This is a genomic window from Paracerasibacillus soli (assembly GCF_042432965.1).
GTDB lineage: Bacteria > Bacillota > Bacilli > Bacillales > Amphibacillaceae > Paracerasibacillus > Paracerasibacillus soli.
Genome location: NZ_JBHLWL010000008.1, coordinates 1 through 18,051, shown reverse-complemented (window position 1 = coordinate 18,051; position 18,051 = coordinate 1). Strand labels below are relative to the sequence as shown.

General features: G+C 35.3%; 16 protein-coding genes. All 16 read right to left on the bottom strand.

The features are described 5' to 3' along the window. Positions 1 to 2,580 (bottom strand): DNA mismatch repair protein MutS, encoded by a 2,580-nt coding sequence (gene mutS / locus ACFFIS_RS02090; RefSeq protein ID WP_320378972.1) that lies wholly within the window; start codon positions 2,578 to 2,580, stop codon positions 1 to 3. A gap of 201 nt (positions 2,581 to 2,781) precedes the next feature. Beyond that, positions 2,782 to 3,354, bottom strand: a complete 573-nt coding sequence (gene cotE, locus ACFFIS_RS02085; protein ID WP_320378971.1) for an outer spore coat protein CotE — start codon at positions 3,352 to 3,354, stop codon at positions 2,782 to 2,784. A gap of 200 nt (positions 3,355 to 3,554) precedes the next feature. Beyond that, positions 3,555 to 3,980, bottom strand: a complete 426-nt coding sequence (locus ACFFIS_RS02080; RefSeq protein WP_320378970.1) for a YlbF/YmcA family competence regulator — start codon at positions 3,978 to 3,980, stop codon at positions 3,555 to 3,557. Positions 3,981 to 3,982: 2 nt separating this feature from the next. Then, a complete protein-coding gene (gene miaB / locus ACFFIS_RS02075) occupies positions 3,983 to 5,551 on the bottom strand; it encodes a tRNA (N6-isopentenyl adenosine(37)-C2)-methylthiotransferase MiaB (RefSeq protein WP_390185949.1) in 1,569 nt (522 codons plus the stop codon). A gap of 216 nt (positions 5,552 to 5,767) precedes the next feature. Beyond that, complete coding sequence (locus ACFFIS_RS02070) at positions 5,768 to 6,028, bottom strand: stage V sporulation protein S (RefSeq protein WP_320378968.1); 261 nt, start codon at positions 6,026 to 6,028, stop codon at positions 5,768 to 5,770. Positions 6,029 to 6,134: 106 nt separating this feature from the next. Continuing rightward, on the bottom strand, positions 6,135 to 6,932 hold the full coding sequence (locus ACFFIS_RS02065; protein ID WP_390185948.1) for a TIGR00282 family metallophosphoesterase: 798 nt from the start codon (positions 6,930 to 6,932) through the stop codon (positions 6,135 to 6,137). A gap of 396 nt (positions 6,933 to 7,328) precedes the next feature. Then, complete coding sequence (gene rny, locus ACFFIS_RS02060; RefSeq protein ID WP_390185947.1) at positions 7,329 to 8,894, bottom strand: ribonuclease Y; 1,566 nt, start codon at positions 8,892 to 8,894, stop codon at positions 7,329 to 7,331. 288 nt (positions 8,895 to 9,182) lie between these two features. Continuing rightward, entirely contained in the window at positions 9,183 to 10,226 is a 1,044-nt protein-coding gene (recA, locus tag ACFFIS_RS02055) for a recombinase RecA (protein WP_390185946.1), read from the bottom strand. A 171-nt stretch (positions 10,227 to 10,397) separates the two neighbouring features. Then, positions 10,398 to 11,657: a competence/damage-inducible protein A gene (locus tag ACFFIS_RS02050; protein ID WP_390185945.1), complete on the bottom strand. Its 1,260-nt coding sequence runs from the start codon at positions 11,655 to 11,657 to the stop codon at positions 10,398 to 10,400. Continuing rightward, a complete protein-coding gene (gene pgsA / locus ACFFIS_RS02045) occupies positions 11,654 to 12,232 on the bottom strand; it encodes a CDP-diacylglycerol--glycerol-3-phosphate 3-phosphatidyltransferase (RefSeq protein WP_320379789.1) in 579 nt (192 codons plus the stop codon). The genes ACFFIS_RS02050 and pgsA overlap by 4 nt, the downstream gene beginning before the upstream one ends. Before the next feature lie 96 nt (positions 12,233 to 12,328). Continuing rightward, entirely contained in the window at positions 12,329 to 13,225 is an 897-nt protein-coding gene (locus ACFFIS_RS02040) for a helix-turn-helix domain-containing protein (RefSeq protein WP_320378966.1), read from the bottom strand. 18 nt (positions 13,226 to 13,243) lie between these two features. Next, positions 13,244 to 14,029: a DUF3388 domain-containing protein gene (locus tag ACFFIS_RS02035; RefSeq protein WP_390185942.1), complete on the bottom strand. Its 786-nt coding sequence runs from the start codon at positions 14,027 to 14,029 to the stop codon at positions 13,244 to 13,246. Positions 14,030 to 14,200: 171 nt separating this feature from the next. After that, positions 14,201 to 14,446 carry a DUF3243 domain-containing protein gene (locus ACFFIS_RS02030; protein WP_320378965.1) on the bottom strand — a complete coding sequence of 82 codons (246 nt, stop codon included), beginning with the start codon at positions 14,444 to 14,446 and terminating at the stop codon, positions 14,201 to 14,203. Between the two features lie 89 nt (positions 14,447 to 14,535). Then, the gene (gene ymfI / locus ACFFIS_RS02025) at positions 14,536 to 15,258 is read right to left on the bottom strand and encodes an elongation factor P 5-aminopentanone reductase (RefSeq protein WP_320378964.1); all 723 of its coding nucleotides are present in this window, start codon (positions 15,256 to 15,258) and stop codon (positions 14,536 to 14,538) included. 10 nt (positions 15,259 to 15,268) lie between these two features. After that, entirely contained in the window at positions 15,269 to 16,552 is a 1,284-nt protein-coding gene (gene yfmH, locus ACFFIS_RS02020) for an EF-P 5-aminopentanol modification-associated protein YfmH (protein ID WP_390185940.1), read from the bottom strand. Then, positions 16,545 to 17,840, bottom strand: a complete 1,296-nt coding sequence (gene yfmF, locus ACFFIS_RS02015; RefSeq protein ID WP_390185939.1) for an EF-P 5-aminopentanol modification-associated protein YfmF — start codon at positions 17,838 to 17,840, stop codon at positions 16,545 to 16,547. Before yfmF ends, yfmH begins: the two co-directional genes overlap by 8 nt. Positions 17,841 to 18,051: the final 211 nt, after the last annotated feature.

Here is an 18,051-nt window from a genome sequence, read left to right as displayed (position 1 = left end):
TTACGATTTCACATGTTTTTGCAGGCGGTATAATTCATTCATTGCCTCCAATGGCGTTAATTCTAATAAATTAATGTTTTTTAAGGCCTGTATAATTTTATTTTCTTTATCATTTTTTTCGGTATATGATAATTGTTCCTCACTAAAGAAACTTAATTGCGATTGCGGATTAGTTGTTTCCTCTACAACATCGTGATGCGTTTCATCCTTATTCTCTAATTCATGTAATATGATAGTAGCTCTTTCAATCAAAGGCTCTGGTAATTCCGCCAGTTTGGCAACATGAATGCCATAACTACGATCTGCCGCACCAGCTTGCACTTGGTGTAAAAATACTACTTTACCTTCATACTCTTCTGCACGTACATGAATATTCTTTAATCTATCTAACTCATCTTCTAATGTCGTCAATTCATGATAGTGGGTGGAAAATAATGTTTTGGCATGTACTTTATGATGAATGTATTCTACAATCGCTTGAGCAAGTGCCATGCCATCATATGTGCTTGTACCACGTCCAATTTCATCGAGTAAAATTAAACTATCTTTTGTAGCGTGTGTTAACGCGTGCTTGGCCTCAAGCATCTCTACCATAAACGTACTTTGACCTGAAACTAAGTCATCCGCCGCTCCTATCCGCGTAAATATTTTATCAAATATTGTCATTTCTGCTTCATCTGCTGGAACAAAACAACCAATTTGCGCCATAACAATCGTTAACGCTAATTGACGCATAAATGTACTTTTTCCAGACATATTTGGTCCAGTAATTAATAATATGCATTGTTTTTCATCTAAATAGATATCATTAGGTACAAAGGTCCCTTCAGACATTACTTGTTCTACAACCGGATGTCGGCCATTTGTTATTTTTACATGGTTATTTGTAAACGTTGGTCGTTTATAATTATTTTCTTCACTTACTGTCGCAAAAGATTGCAATACATCAATCGTACTAACAACTTCTGCTAAATGCTGCAATTGTGGGATATACGCTTTTATTTCTTCGCGTATTCCGGTAAACAAATCATATTCCAAATCCATGCTCTTTTCTTCAGCTTCCAATATTAGTTGTTCTTTTTCCTTTAACTCAGGTGTGATAAATCGCTCTGCATTCGCTAACGTTTGTTTGCGTTCGTATCTTCCTTCTGGTACTAAATGAAGATTCGCTTTCGTCACTTCAATATAGTACCCAAACACACGGTTATAACCAATTTTTAAGGAGCGAATACCTGTGGCGTCTTTTTCTTTACTTTCCAATTCTGTAATCCACTTTTTACCATTTCGTGAAGCGTCACGATATTGATCTAATTGTTCATGATAGCCATCTTTAATAATGGCGCCTTCTTTAATAGAGATGGGTGGATCATCTACAATACTAGCTTCTAACCAGTCTACTAGTTCTAATGGTACCGATAACTGATCAGCTAGTAAACGTACCTCTTGATCAGAAAATTGTCGTAACACTTCTTTTAAGCCTGGAATTTTCTGTAATGAACGTTTTAATTGGATTAAATCGCGTGCATTTACATTTCCAAAAGCTATTCTGCCTGATAATCGTTCCATATCATAAACAGATTTCAATAATTCGCGAATTGTATTTCGTTCTAAAAATCCTATTAAAAATCCCTCGACAATTTGATGGCGCTTTTCAATATGTGACTTATTGAGTAATGGTCGCTCCATCCATTTTTTTAAAAGACGCGACCCCATTGCAGTAACCGTTTTATCTAAAACCCATAAAAGACTACCTTTTTTACCTTTACGAATAATCGTTTCAGTTAACTCAAGATTTCTTTTGGAATACATATCAAGTGACATATATTCTTTAAGTTTAATTACTTTTGCTTGCTGTAAATGATCAAGCGATCTCTTTTGTGTATATTGTATATAATTTAGTAACCGACTAAATCCTTCCATTAATCGTTTATCGTTTATGTTTTCACATAACCCCCGATATTCAGCATTAAAATTAACTTCATCTTGGTAGGATAATGTAATTTGTAAACGACTTTTTAATTGTTCCTGATATTCCTTTGGTAGATTAGTTGCTATTACAATTTCCTTTATCGGTTGATTAAATAACTCATGAATAACTGCTTCCCAACCCTGTGTAATTAGTGCTAGACTATTTTCACCGGTTGATAAATCATTATAACAGATGACAAATTTTCCATCCTCAAAATGGGAAACACTTGCAATATAGTTATTATTTTCCTCCGATAACATCGAAGCATCCATCACTGTACCTGGTGTAATAACTTGGATGACCTCTCTTTTAACAATCCCTTTTGCATCTTTTGGATCTTCTACTTGTTCACATATTGCTACCTTATAACCTCTATCAATTAATGTTTTTATGTAATTAGACGCAGAATGATAAGGTACGCCACACATTGGAATCGGATCTTGTTGACTACTATCACGTTTTGTAAGCGTAATTTCTAATTCTTGCGCTGCTTTTATCGCATCTTCAAAAAATAATTCATAAAAATCACCAAGGCGAAAAAATAAAAAAGCATCTTTATGTGCTGCTTTTATCTCTAAATATTGCCTTATCATCGGTGTATAACGAGACATTTTGTATCCCCCAAAAAATAGTATTATGAGGTAATTATAACATAAATCGACAATAGAAGTTTATTATAAAACAATAGCATTAGTATGCCTTCTTATCATGAATCGGACAATACGCATTTCAAACTTGGCTCATCATTGATGTGAGATTGAACAAATAAAATAAAAAAAGCTTTGCGAGAGGGCAATTCTCCCGCAAAGCCGTTAATCTTTATTGTCTGTTTTAAGAAAATCTGGATTTACTTCTGAAAGTTCTTCATCTGTAACTGCAAAATCCCAAACCTCATCTTCGTCATCAGCATATTTATGTCCTTTCGGGTCCACTTTAACATAAATTTTCGTTTCACCGATAACTTGCACTAGGAACTCACGTTCAATATCAACATTTATCTTATGCCCTTTTTTAGATATGCTACATTCTAAGCAATTTGGCTGTTGTGTAACCTTACAAATTACATCATAATCATCATTAATACAATGCTCATCCCGAATAGCTAGTGGAATAACATCACAATACGTGACCCTTTCAGTTATAACTTCTGTTTTCGTATTGTCATTATACGAATACCAAATGTTGATGTCATAACTTCCATTGACTTCTACCGTATCTTTTGATTTTTTCTTGGCGTTATATAAATGGTTTATAACCCAACATCCTAAAATACTTGACGGTCTATGTGATGGTGTAACAGAATGAGTTGTCTGTGTGAACTTTTTACCTTTACCACATACTGCTTTCGTTATAATTTCCCGATAATCCTTATCTAAGAAACTCATAATTACACTACCTCCTCCTTTTTCATAGTCAGTTTATGCAAGACAAATACCTAAAGTGCATAACTAAAGATGAAATGTAGAGAAGTTTTCGAAACAAGGAATCTTTTTCATTATATGCATGAAGAAAAAAGAATGAAAAAAGGCAGGGACGTAAAAAGATTATCCTTCTTTCGTCCCAACCTTATTATTCTCTTCAACACTCAACTACACGTTGTTGGATTTTGTAATTTTGATCCTGTTTCTCCTCTTAGTACACTGCCACCTGTAGATTCAATTACATCATTTGTTACTTCTCGCGCAATTGTACCAGTTATAAGTTGTAACACATCATTTACTGCCGTCTGTGTATCTTTAAATTCCTGTACTACCGGAATATCATCTAATTCTGTTTGTAAGCGATCTAATTCTGTTTCTACCTTTTTTAGTGCTTCTTGCTTCCCATATGCTTGTAAGTTAACCGCTTGTTTTTGTAATGCTTTAATTTGTGAAATATAAAGTTGAACTTTTCTATTTCCATTGATTTTTGCTTCCACTTGCTTAAAACGATTAATTTCATCTATATTAGCAAGCATTTTTGCCAGTTTCTTTGCTTCGTCAAGCACTTCTTTACGTGTGTATTCTGCCATTGTTAGTTCACCTCAACTGTATTTTCTACCATTACACCATCAAGAGACCAAGTTTTTGCTTCTGTTATTTTCACTTCTACAATTTTCCCGATTGCAGATTTTGGACCTTTAAAGTTTACAAGTTTACTTTTTTCAGTATATCCAGCCAAAACATCCGGATCCCTTTTACTTTCGCCTTCCACTAATACTTTGACGGTTTTACCTGCATAACTTTTCATCGCTTCCGCTGATTGTTTATTGACCAATTCATTTAAACGATATAATCGTTGTTTCTTCGTTTCTTCAGATACATCATCTTTTCTAGCAGCTGCAGGAGTTCCTTCTCTTGGTGAGTAGATGAACGTGTATGCTGCTTCAAAACCAACTTCTTCCATCAACGTCATTGTTTCTTCGAATTGTTCTGCGGTCTCGTTAGGAAACCCGACAATAATATCTGTTGTTAATGTCGCATTAGGTATTGCCTGACGGATTTTACGTACAAGTTCCAAATAATCTTCACGCGTATATTTACGATTCATTCTTCGTAAAACTTCACTACTTCCTGATTGGACTGGTAAATGAATATGATCCAACAAATTGCCACCTTGTGCTAGCACTTCAATTAAGTGATCATCAAAATCCCTTGGATGTGATGTTGTAAAACGGACTCGTGGTATATCAATTTTATGCATGTCATTCATGAGATCACCAAATGTATAGTCCATATCCTCGAAGTCTTTCCCATATGCATTCACGTTTTGGCCAAGTAATGTCACTTCTTGATAACCTTGCGATGCTAAATGTCGCACTTCTTGAATAATATCTTCAGGACGACGGCTCCGCTCTTTTCCACGTGTCATCGGTACAATACAATATGTACAGAATTTATCACACCCATACATAATGTTCACCCATGCTTTAATTTTACCTTGGCGAACCTTCGGAAGATTCTCAATGATATCTCCTTCTTTCGACCACACTTCTACAACTTGTGCTTTACTAAACATTGCTTCTTTTACAAGATGTGGTAAACGATGAATATTATGTGTACCAAAGATAAGATCAACATGTTGGTGTTTTTGCATGATGCGGTTAACAACAGATTCTTGCTGAGACATACATCCACATACTCCAACTATTAGATCCGGCTTTTCTAATTTCAGTGGTTTTAAATGTCCTATTTCTCCAAAGACTTTATTTTCAGCGTTTTCACGAATGGCACATGTATTTAATAAAATGATGTCAGCTTCTTCTGTTTCTGTTGTCGACTCATAACCCATGTCCGATAGAATTCCTGCCATTACTTCGGTATCATGTTCATTCATTTGACAACCATATGTACGAATTAAAAATTTCTTACCTTGCCCAATAGCTTGCATATCTTTCGGAATCTCAAAGTCGTAATGAACTTCTACTTTTTCACGACCACGTTTTCTCGCTTTCTTTATATCAGGTGGTTGATATGTACTTTCAAAGTATTTCGCAAAGTCAGCAGTTGTTTTTTCAGATAACGGTTTGTCCTGATTGGATTTTCTGTCCAAGGAAGTCACCTGTTTAATTTGTGCTTGCGCTTTTCTTTGTTGTTCATTCATTATTCTATCTCCTTTCTCATTTCTTTCTGCTTAAATAGACAGACGTATACATTATTACAGTATAAAGCCTTTACATAAATTTAACAACAGTAGTATACAAGCGCAAATAAAAACTATTTACCAACTGCTAAGAAATTCGTAAATTTGTCACTTTGTACTCGTTTCAAAAAAATAGCGTTGCGTATGTACGCAACGCTATGTAAAAATTATATTATCTTATCTTGGTTCTACAATTAATTTAATTGCAGTCCGTTCTTCATTCTCAATCATAATATCAGTAAAGGCCGGAATACAAATTAAATCAACACCACTTGGTGCTACGAATCCTCTTGCAATAGCTACTGCTTTTACGGCTTGGTTTAAAGCACCCGCACCGATTGCCTGTATTTCTGCTGAGCCGCGTTCACGTAATACATTTGCAAGTGCTCCTGCTACTGAATTTGGATTTGATTTAGCTGACACTTTTAATATGTCCATTACTAGTACCTCCTCATTTACTATTGTAGTTCTATTGCTACTATATTCCTGGAGATGATACCTTATTACCTTTATTATGAAGGAAAATATCTAAAAATTCAAATACTCAAATTAAAAATGGATGATCATCATTAATCATTACTCTTTTTGTATCCAAAGCACGGCCTGCTTTATCATCAATTGTAACTAAAAATGCATTTAATTGTGCCCTACCATCTTTATCTACTTCAAAACGAACTGGTAAATTAGTTAAAAATCTTTTTAATACTGCCTCTCTTTGCATCCCTAATATTCCATCGTATGGCCCGGTCATACCAACATCTGTAATATAGGCTGTTCCTTTTGGCAAAATTCGATTATCTGCTGTTTGTGTGTGCGTGTGTGTTCCTACAACTGCACTTGCCCTTCCGTCTACATACCAGCCTAAAGCCTGCTTTTCACTTGTCGCTTCAGCGTGAAAATCAACAAATATAATATTTGTTCTTTTCTTAGCTTGTTGAATGAGCGTATCAATCATTGTAAAAGGATCTTCAATCGCTGGCAAAAATGTCCTACCTTGCAGATTAATAACTGCCACTTCTACACCATTCACATTTATAAATACAAGTCCTTTACCCGGATTATTTGCTGGAAAGTTAGCGGGGCGAATTAAATACTTTGCATCATCTATAAATTCGAAGATTTCTTTTTTATCCCATGTGTGATTTCCCATTGTCACAACTTGGGCACCCCATTCGAGAAATTGCTTGTAAATCTTTTCCGTAATTCCCTTTCCAGCTGCTGCATTTTCTCCATTTACTATCGTAACATGTGGACGGTATTTTTCTTTAATTTTTGGTAGGTACTGTTGTACCATTTCTCTTCCAGGTGATCCTACTACATCACCGATAAATAATATTTTCATTGTAATTCCTCATTCTTTTCTAATTTTACTATTAGTGTTTCATATTCAAACTGTGATGTCAAAGACATTTTACTTAAATCGATATATTCTTGTTATTTTATTACATTGAATTGTCACCGTTGACCTAAGCTGTTCAGTAGTGAAAATTTGTCTTTAAACTTAATTAGCTTGCTAACATCGCTTCGGCAGAATACTTCGCTTTCCGCGGGCACAGCCTTGCCCCAACACTGGGGTATGCCGACGTTGCCCACAGAAAGCGACGGTCCGTAGCGAAAAACAACCTAGCACTACTAGACAGTTTGAGTATTTAGTGTAATAGGTCATATACTAGCCATCTATCCCTTGAAGAAAACAATAAGCCTAAAAATAAATAAAAGCGAAGACATCGCTTCGCTTTTATTTTGCATATTCAACTGCTCTTGTTTCTCGAATAACGGTCACTTTAATATGACCTGGATAATTCAATTCACTTTCAATTCGTTTCCTTATATCTCTTGCAATATGAATCGATGCGATATCGTCAATTTCTTCTGGTTTTACGATAATGCGAATCTCCCTACCTGCTTGAATAGCATACGATTTTTCTACACCAGCAAATGATTCAGATATCTCTTCTAGTTTTTCTAGACGTTTGATGTAATTCTCAAGTGTCTCACTTCTCGCTCCTGGTCTTGCAGCTGAAAGTGCATCTGCTGCTGCCACTAGAACAGATATAGTAGACGTAGGCTCTTCATCACCGTGATGGGAAGCAATTGCATTAATCACGACTTCGTGTTCTTTATACTTCATTGCAAGTTCTTTACCGATTTCAACATGACTTCCTTCTACTTCATGATCGATTGCTTTACCAATATCATGGAGTAACCCAGCACGTCTTGCCAATGATTCATCTTCACCTAATTCAGCAGCTAGTAAACCTGCTAGATATGCAACTTCCGTCGAATGTTTTAAGACATTTTGACCATAGCTTGTACGATATTTTAGGCGTCCAAGTATTTTAACTAAATCCGGATGGAGACCATGTACCCCAACTTCAAATGTTGTTTCCTCTCCTACTTCCCGGATATGCTCGTCTACTTCCCGACGGGCTTTATCCACCATTTCCTCAATTCTCGCAGGATGGATACGGCCATCTTGTACAAGCTTTTCTAAAGCTATTCGAGCAATTTCTCGGCGAATAGGATCAAAGCCTGATAAAATGACTGCCTCAGGTGTATCGTCGATAATTAAATCGATTCCTGTTAATGTTTCTAACGTACGGATGTTTCGGCCTTCACGTCCAATAATTCGGCCCTTCATCTCATCATTTGGAAGATTAACTACCGATACAGTAGTCTCAGCAACGTGGTCAGCTGCACAGCGTTGCAATGCTAAAGAAAGGATATTTTTCGCCTTTTTGTCTGCTTCTTCTTTTGCACGATTTTCCGCTTCTTTAACCATTACTGCTGACTCTTGTCTTAATTCCTTTTCAATGCGTTGCAAAATAACTTGTCTCGCTTGGTCTGTCGTATAGCCAGATATACGCTCAAGCTTCATCTGCTGCTCATTTAGTAGAGCTTCCACTTTGCTTTCCATTTCTTCAATATGTTGTTGTTTTTCAGTTAGAGATGTTTCTTTGTTCTCCAACAGAAGTTCACGCTTATCAAGCGTTTCGCTTCTTCGGTCCAGGGTTTCCTCCTTTTGCATTAGGCGATTTTCTTGCTTTTGTACTTCAAACCTTCGTTCTCTAAGCTCTTGTTCTGCTTCTTGACGAAGTTTATGGTTTTCGTCCTTTGCCTCAAGAAGTGCTTCTCTTTTAGCAGCCTCAGCATTACGATTTGCTTCTTCAATTATCTGTTTTGCCAACGTTTCTGCACTGGAAATTTTAGCCTCTGCTATCGATTTACGAATTAGATAACCAACAACTATACCGCCGATCAAGAAAATTAAGGGAAGCAAAATGGAGATGACGGTTTTTTCCATCGATTTCACCTCCTATTGCTATCAATTTGTAACCATTCATTATTTGTCGGCATGTACCATATTCATGAATAAAAATCACATTGTATAATAAAATATAAAATTATACAGTTTTAATTTTAAATCTCAAATGACCCAATGTCAAGAAAACGTCACAACTATTTAATATTGTAGACATCTTTTTCAATGTTTACACGATGAGAACATTTTTATTCCAAGGAATGATTCTGTCATGATAAAGAAAAGCCCTCTACAAATTTTATGTAAAGGGCTTATAAAAAGTATATTAGATTATACATCTAATGTTTCTTGCTCTAATTTTGCATCTTCCGCTTCATTTTCTGCTTCATCGTCTAGGTTGTAGTGATTTCTAATTGCGTGATGAATTTCATCTGTCATTTTAGGGTTTTCTTTTAAAAACTGTTTTGCATTTTCTCTACCCTGACCGAGACGCTCTCCTTCATAGGAATACCACGCACCACTTTTTTGTACGATATCAAGATCGGAGCCAATATCAAGTAGCTCACCTTCTCTTGAAATTCCTTCACCATACATGATATCGACTTCTGCTTGCTTAAATGGTGGGGCAACTTTATTTTTCACAACTTTTATACGAGCACGGTTACCTACCATATCATTTCCCTGTTTTAATGTTTCCGCACGACGTACTTCTAGTCTAATAGATGAATAGAATTTAAGTGCACGTCCTCCTGGCGTTGTTTCTGGATTACCGAACATAACACCAACTTTTTCACGTATTTGGTTAATAAAGATTGCTGTTGTTTTCGACTTATTAATTGCACCTGATAGTTTTCTAAGAGCCTGTGACATTAATCGTGCTTGTAATCCTACATGCGCATCTCCCATGTCACCTTCAATTTCCGCTTTTGGAACTAATGCCGCAACAGAGTCAATGACAACAATATCAACTGCACCACTACGAACGAGTGCTTCAGCTATTTCTAATGCTTGCTCACCTGTATCCGGTTGTGATAAAAGTAATTCATCGATATTAACACCTAATGCTCTTGCATATGTTGGATCTAAAGCATGTTCAGCATCGATAAATGCAGCTTGACCACCATTTCTTTGTGCTTCTGCAATCGCATGTAATGCTACCGTTGTTTTACCTGATGATTCAGGTCCATAGATTTCAATTACTCTACCTTTTGGATAACCACCTATTCCTAATGCAATGTCAAGAGCAAGGGAACCACTTGGAGTAGATGCTAATTTTTGATGGGCTTGTTCTCCTAGTTTCATAATCGAACCTTTACCAAACTGTTTCTCTATTTGTCTCAATGCCATATCTAGCGCCTGTTTTCTTTCGCTCAATGAAGACAACCTCCTTTTTATCTATCTCTATCATACTTTATTTTTGTTGAAATGCCAAGTGTTAATCGAATAAACGTTCTTATATTTTCAAGGTAATATTACTCTTAAAATTATAAATTGCACTAGCGAAAATAGTAAAATCCCTTAGGTCATCGTACTAAAATGGATATTCTATCTATTTTCATCCTTTAAAAATTGAATTAAGATTTCCAAACCTTTTAATACCGATTTTCGTCTAATAGACTCCCGATCGCCTGTAAATAAATGCTCTTGGATGATGTGATTACCTTTATCATCATGTAATCCGATGAAAACTGTCCCAACCGGCTTATTTTCAATCGATTGTGGACCAGCCACGCCTGTAAAACTCATGCCGATATTAGCAGTTAATAACCTTCTAATATTAGCTGCCATTTCACTCGCGCACGCTTCACTTACTGTCCCTTTTGTTCGAATCGTCTCTTCTGACACTCCAACAACATCTCTTTTAACTTTCGTATCATAACAAACAATACCACCACGACATACTTCCGATGCTCCCGTTACCGAAATAATTTTTTCTGTAAATTTGCCACCTGTTAAACTTTCGGCAACTGCAATCATTTTTTTATGCTGTCGCAATAAATATACTGCTTTTTTCTCCAATGTTTCATCATCCACACCATAAAAGAAAGAGCCCACACGCGCTAAAATTTCATCTTTCGTTTTTTCTAATAATTGTTGGATTGCTGTTGTTGAATTTTCTTTTGCTGTTAATCGAATAACCATGCCATCTTCTTGGGCAAGTGGGGCAATAGTCGGATTAGACTGTTTCTGAATAAGGTCTGCTATCTCATGTTCTAACTTAGCTTCACCGATGCCTATAAAACGCAAATTCAACGATTTAATTATTGTTTGATGCCCTAGTTTTTTTAGTAAATATGGAATGACTTCATCAGAAAAAATCTGTTTCATTTCTCGAGGTACACCTGGAAGAAAAATCCACTCAGTTTGTTGATAGGAAACTGCCATACCAGGAGCCATTCCATGTCTATTTGAAAAAACGTGCGCTTGTTTAAATACACGTGCTTGTTTACGATTATTTTCTGTCATTTCAGTATGATGTTTTTTAAAATATGCTGAAATTTTCTCCATCGATGCTTCATGCTCTATCATTTCATATTGTGTCATTTTTTGAAATGCTTCTCTTGTTAAATCATCTTCGGTTGGACCAAGTCCGCCAGTCACAATAATAAAATTGGATCGTTCCATTGCACAACGAAAACTATGCTCTACTCGACGTAAATTATCTCCAACAACTTCATGATAATATACGTCTATCCCGTGTGAAGCTAATTGTTGTGATATCCACTGTGCATTTGTATTTGCAATTTGTCCGAGTAATAGTTCCGTACCAACTGCAATTACTTCAGCTTTAAGTTTTTTTGTCATTTGGAATTCCTCATTACGTTCCAGTTTTTAGCGAAATATTCATAACCAGATAGCACAGTGAAAAACAGTGATATATATAACATAATTATTGCAAATGGGAACGGTATATAGGAAAACGGATAATTATGTAACAATAACAAGGCAATAGCAAGTAATTGTGTAAATGTTTTAACCTTACCTAATTTACTTGCTGCTAATACAATTCCTTCACCAGCGGCAACTAAACGAAGCCCTGTTACAGCAAATTCTCTACTTATAATGACAATGACAACCCAAGCAGGAGCAAATTGTAAATGAACAAGTATAATAAGCGCAGATGCCACAAGTAATTTATCAGCAAGTGGGTCTAAAAATTTGCCCATATTTGTAACAAGTTTATACTTTCTGGCATAATAGCCATCAACCCAGTCCGTTGCTGAAGCTATAATAAAGACCATTGCCGCTACAAAATGACTGATGGGCAATACCCCATTTCCAATCGGCCATTCACCCCAATTCAATGGAGCGCTCATTAGTATAATAAAAACGGGAATAAGTATAATACGTGATAGCGTAATGCGATTAGGTATATTCATTGTTAAAATTTCCTCCTGATTCTTGCAAGTATTTTTATCTTCTTTTAATAAGGCATAAAACCCTTCCATTGTACATAGGGAAGGGTTTATTCACCATCATTCTGTTTCTGTTTCTTTTTGTACTTCTACCCAAATCTTTTGTGTGACAAATTTATTAGGATCTACAGGGTAATCTAGATCAATACCATTAATATTAATCGATAAATTACTGGCATTACCAATATTAAAGTACATGCTATCCTGTCCCGTCATATCCAATTCTAAAGGCGATTGATCCGTCGTTAAATTATCATAAAATACTCTCTCATCACTACCATTTTTAACTTCTAACCATACTTTATCTTTAGAATTTAATGTTACGGTAATTTTATCTCCCGGATTTTGTAATGCCAACGTTGATTCTGGTCTCGAACCAGTCCCCTCTTTCAAAACAACCAGCTTAGGTTCCGCCTCCGATTGTTTTTCCTCCGTTGTAGCATTCTCATCTGTAGTTTCTTCATCTACAGATCCATTATCATTCGCCTCTTCATCTTTATCCTGGTTCGGTAAATAGATTTCATTATCATTCAGTTTCTTATCTTCTTCATCTGTTGCAGTACCAGATTTCTGCATAATAAAATACCATGCGGCAAAAGCAATACCAATGATTAATAATACAACTATAATCGTTGGAATAAACGAAGCAAAAGAACTACCTTTTGTATTACTATCTTTTCTTGAACGGCCTATTCTTGAATATTGTGTCGTTTGTTCTTCATCCGGAACTGGAACAGTCTCTTTATATTCTTCTAATAGTTCTTCGGGATTTAAACCAACAGCAATAGCATATTCTCGAATAAAGGCACGTGCGTAAAACTTTCCAGGTAACAAACTAAAGTTTTCCTCTTCAATCGCTTTTAAATATCGTTTTTGTATTTTCGTCGTTTCCTGTAAACTAGATAAGGATATATTTTTTTCCTCTCTAGCTTCCTTTAATCGTATTCCTATTCCCATTCATAACACCATCCAATTTTAAAAATCAAACATATTAAATCCCCTATCGAATTGTGTACTTTCAACATCCCGATATGTAATTTCTTCTTCCTCATGACTTCTAAGTTCGATAATATAATCAAAGTCTTGTATGTCATATTCTGTAGCTTGTACAAATATATCAGGGTGTTCGATCACTTTTACAGCAGGCAACTGCATAATTTCTCTCACTAATTGCCAATGCTTTTCACTAGCACGATGTTTTGAAACGATACCATCCATAATATAAATATTATCAGGACTGTATTCACCTTCAATTAACTGATTACGTATCGTTTGTTTTAATAACGTACTCGACACAAACACCCAACGTTTGTTCGCACACACACTAGCTGCAACAACAGATTCAGTTTTACCTACCCGCGGCATTCCTCTTATTCCAATTAATTTATGCCCCTCTGTTTTAAATAACTCAGCCATAAAATCTACTAATAATCCTAGATCATCTCGTACAAAACGGATCGTCTTATGATCATCACTATCTCTACTTATGTATCTACCATGTCTCACTGCTAATTTATCTCGAAGTTTTGGTTTGCGTATCTTTATTAAACGAATCGTGTCCATTGTGTTTATAATTGTACGTAATCGTTTTATTTGATCATCATGTTTTGCAAGAATGAGTAATCCACGTCTAGCGTCTTTTACACCATTTATCATAATTATATTAATGGAAAGCATGCCTAGTAATGAAGCGATATCTCCCAATAAACCAGGTCGGTTAATCAGGATTTCATATTCAATATACCATTCTGTTTTTTTCATAGCATACTCCTTATAAAATATGTACTCCTATAATGTTAACGAATAGATACTATAAATGCAATTATCTTTTTCTTAATTTCGTCTTTTTTTTATTGGAGTATAAAATTTAATAAGAAGTGAGTAAAAGAAGCTGTAAAAAATTACAGCTTCCAGCATATAAATTCATCTTTTTTATTGTTGTACAAGCTTTACCATTGCACTTGCAATTGCTTGCTGTTCATCTTTTGATGCTGCATTCCACAACTCGCGTAACATCGCTTGTTCATCATTCTTAGCATCTACACTTTTAGCCAAGTAATCGCCGATTTCATATGCTACATTTGAAATTGTATCTTGAGACATTCCTTGTGATTTCGCTTGATCTAATCGATTTGATAAAAATTGTTTCCACGAATCAAAATTTTCAAGTACAGACATGTTCATTCCTCCTTCGATTATTCATTGTTAGTATTTGAAGATACGTGTTGTTTATACACATAATTTTGGAGGAATAATGTCTATTTATACTATATCCATGCACCGTTTATACGAATGATTTCGCCCTGGATATATTGTGACCTTTTATCCAAAAGAAATTGGACAGTAAATGCGATTTCACTTGGGAATCCGCCGCGATTTAAAGGTATTTCCGAATAAATATTTAATCGTTCTTCCTTCGTAAATTGTTTATTCATTTTTGTTTCAATAAAGCCCGGACTAATCCCATTAACGGATATGCCACTTGGTCCTACTTCTTTGGCTAATGCCTTTACAAAACTACTTTGCGCACCTTTTACAGAAGAATACACAACTTCATTACTCGCACCGTAATCTCCCCAAATAGATGTAATAAAAATTATGTGACCGGATTTTCGTTGTATCATTTGTGGCAATAAATGTTTACAAATCATCCAAGGAGCTTTTACATGGACAGACAAAAGGTTATCCATCTCTTTTACGGGCATTTCTTGAAAAATTCCCGTATACGAATGTCCACTTGCGAAGATAATGGCATCTACGGGATACCAAATTTCATCCAAACAGCGGGTAATTTCTGTAAACTTTGTGAGATCGGCTTGAAAATACCCTAATATAGACGTAGGATTTTCAAGGCGCTCATAAATTTCATTTATTTTATCTCTATTTTGATGATAATGAAGGACTAACGAGTAACCTAAATTCCCTAAATGTACCGCAATTTCACTACCAATATCACCACTTGCACCAAAGATTAATACATTCTTCCCCATAGAACTCTCCTTATTCTGCCATAATTATGCTTGAAGCCATACATTCTGGTTTAATCCAATCTTGCAAGAACCTATTTGCATCTTCCGTTGTAACAGACTGAATGGTAGGGATTAATGAAAAATAGTCCACCCCTACTGTATGATAATGGATAAATTTATTCGCAGTACTCTCTAAAGAATTTAACGAGCGTATCAGCTGTCCGATTTTTTTCCTTTTCATTTGTTCTACTTCATTGTCTGTTAACACTTTTGAACGTGTTGACATTAGTAATTCTTTCACACGCCGGATAAATTCATCTGGTTTTTGTGAGTTACCACCAATAATGGAATAACCAAATGTCTTCTCTAAATTCGTTTCAAAGAAAAAACTTGCATCAATCAAATGCTCGTCATATAATTCTTCATAAAATGGACCACCTTTTGAAAAAAAATATGTGAGAATCATATCTTGAAATATATCTCGCTGAACAAACGCATCCTTTTCTAAAGATGTTACGGATTCCTTTATGCCAATCGTACATTTTGGAGTAGATACCGGCATATGCATCGTATAATGTTGATGCGCCACTTCTAATGCCTCTTTTGGATATTCACGTTTTATTTCCGTCATTTTTTCAAATGACTTTTTCGCTTGGTTTTGCTTTATTAATACCATCATTTTTTCCGGTTCAAAGTTACCTGTTACAAAAAATGTCATATTCTCAGGATGATAAAATGTATTGTAACAAGTATACAATATTTCCTTTGTGATTGTATCAATAGAAGTAACTGTACCAGCTATATCAATATTTACTGGAAATTCGTGGAATAAGGCTTTTAATGTTCCCATAAAAGACTGCCAATCCGATTGGTCATCATACATCGTAATTTCTTGACCAATGATTCCTTTTTCCTTTTCCACCGACTGATCCGAAAAATAAGGGTCTTGAACAAAATCAAGTAGTGTTTCCACATTCTTTTCAACGTGATTAGTTGCAGAAAATAAATAAGCTGTTTTAGTAAATGATGTAAATGCATTAGCAGAAGCACCTTGTTTACTAAAATCCGCAAACACATCATAGTCTTTCTTCTCAAATAATTTATGTTCTAGAAAATGAGCGACACCATCTGGAACAGTAATCATCTCATCCTGTCCTATCGGTGTAAATGTTCGATCAATTGAACCGTAATTTGTTGAAAAGATAGCATACGTTTTTGACAGTCCCTGTTTCGGCAATAGTATAACGGTGAGACCATTATCAAGTTGTTCCGTGTAAACTGTTTCCTTGATATAATCATAATCTTTTTTATGCATGACTATCGCCTCCTTCTGCGGTTAATAAATATATCGTATCTGTAATTACTTGATTTGCAAAATTTACCAAATCCTGTTTCGTTACATGTTGAATATCATTTATCAATTGTTCTGGCGAATACGTTGTCTGGGCAATTACTTGTTGGTAAAGAATCTCAATAATTCCTTGTGGGTGATCCAATGTTTCTAACAATTGACTTACAATTAATTCTTTCGTTTGTTTCATTTCTTCTTCTGTAATTTCACCATTTTTCATTGCTTCTAATTGTTCAAAAATAACATCTCTCGCCTGCTCATAATCTTTCGGAGCTATCCCACTAAAAACGAGCAGTAAACCTTTATGACTTTCCAACCTGGAGGAGGCATAATAAGCTAAACTATGCTTTTCTCGTACGTTCAAAAACAATTTAGAGCTTGGGAATCCACCAAATATTCCATTGAATAATTGCATTGCTGCATATTCCTTATCTTTAAAGGTACAGTTTGTTCGAAAGCCAATATGCAGTTTTGCTTGCTGTACGTTTTGCTTTTCTACAATTTCCTTAGGCTCGGAGATTTCATACTTTTGCTTTGTTTGCTTTATATGTTCATCCTCTTTATATACTCGTTCTCTTTCAAACGTAGTTGAAAATAACGCTTTTACGGTCTCTTCTTCTAAATCTCCCAAAACATATATATCGAAAAGATCTTCATTTAAAGCGGTTTGATAATAATTGTACAAATTTTCCCCCGATATTGTATCCAAATCATCTTCATAACCATGTACATGAAGATGATACAACTCATCTTTACACATCTCGTCAACTAATCGTAAATTCGCATAACTCATTTTATCATCTAACATCGCAGACATTCGTTGACGCAATGTATCCTTTTCTCGTTTTACAATAGCATCTATAAAAGCCCCATCTTCAATATTTGGGTTGAAAATCATATCGTGAAATAACGCCATTGCATTTTTAAATATCCCACTTTCATCACGTATGAATTTTTCATTTGCTAATTCAAGTCGAAAACTAATAATATGATTTTCGCCTTTTTTTGCACCATCAATTGATAATACCGCCCCATATAAATAATCCAGTTGATCACTCAACGCTTTTCTAGTCGGATAGCTTTTAGGACCTTGTTGCAACACATAAGGTAACAGGGATCGGTATGTAATCGTATCTCTAGACAAAGGTGCTTTTAATTTTGCAACGACATGGATGGTTTTAAATTTATTAGTTTGCACAACATGTAGACGGTATCCTTTTTGTTTAAGTATACTTTCCTTCATTTGTTTCATTTTTCTCCTCCATTTTTAATGTAAAGCTTCAATTGTTAAAGATTTATTCACACTTTTAAAAAGACACCATTAGTTTGTACGAATTTCACTGTTTATAATCAATCATTTTTGAATCGAGTAGGAGGAGGTGACTAACCTCCGACCTCTCACACCACCGTACGTACGGTTCCGTATACGGCGGTTTCATTTAAGTCCAACGTAATGTTAGATA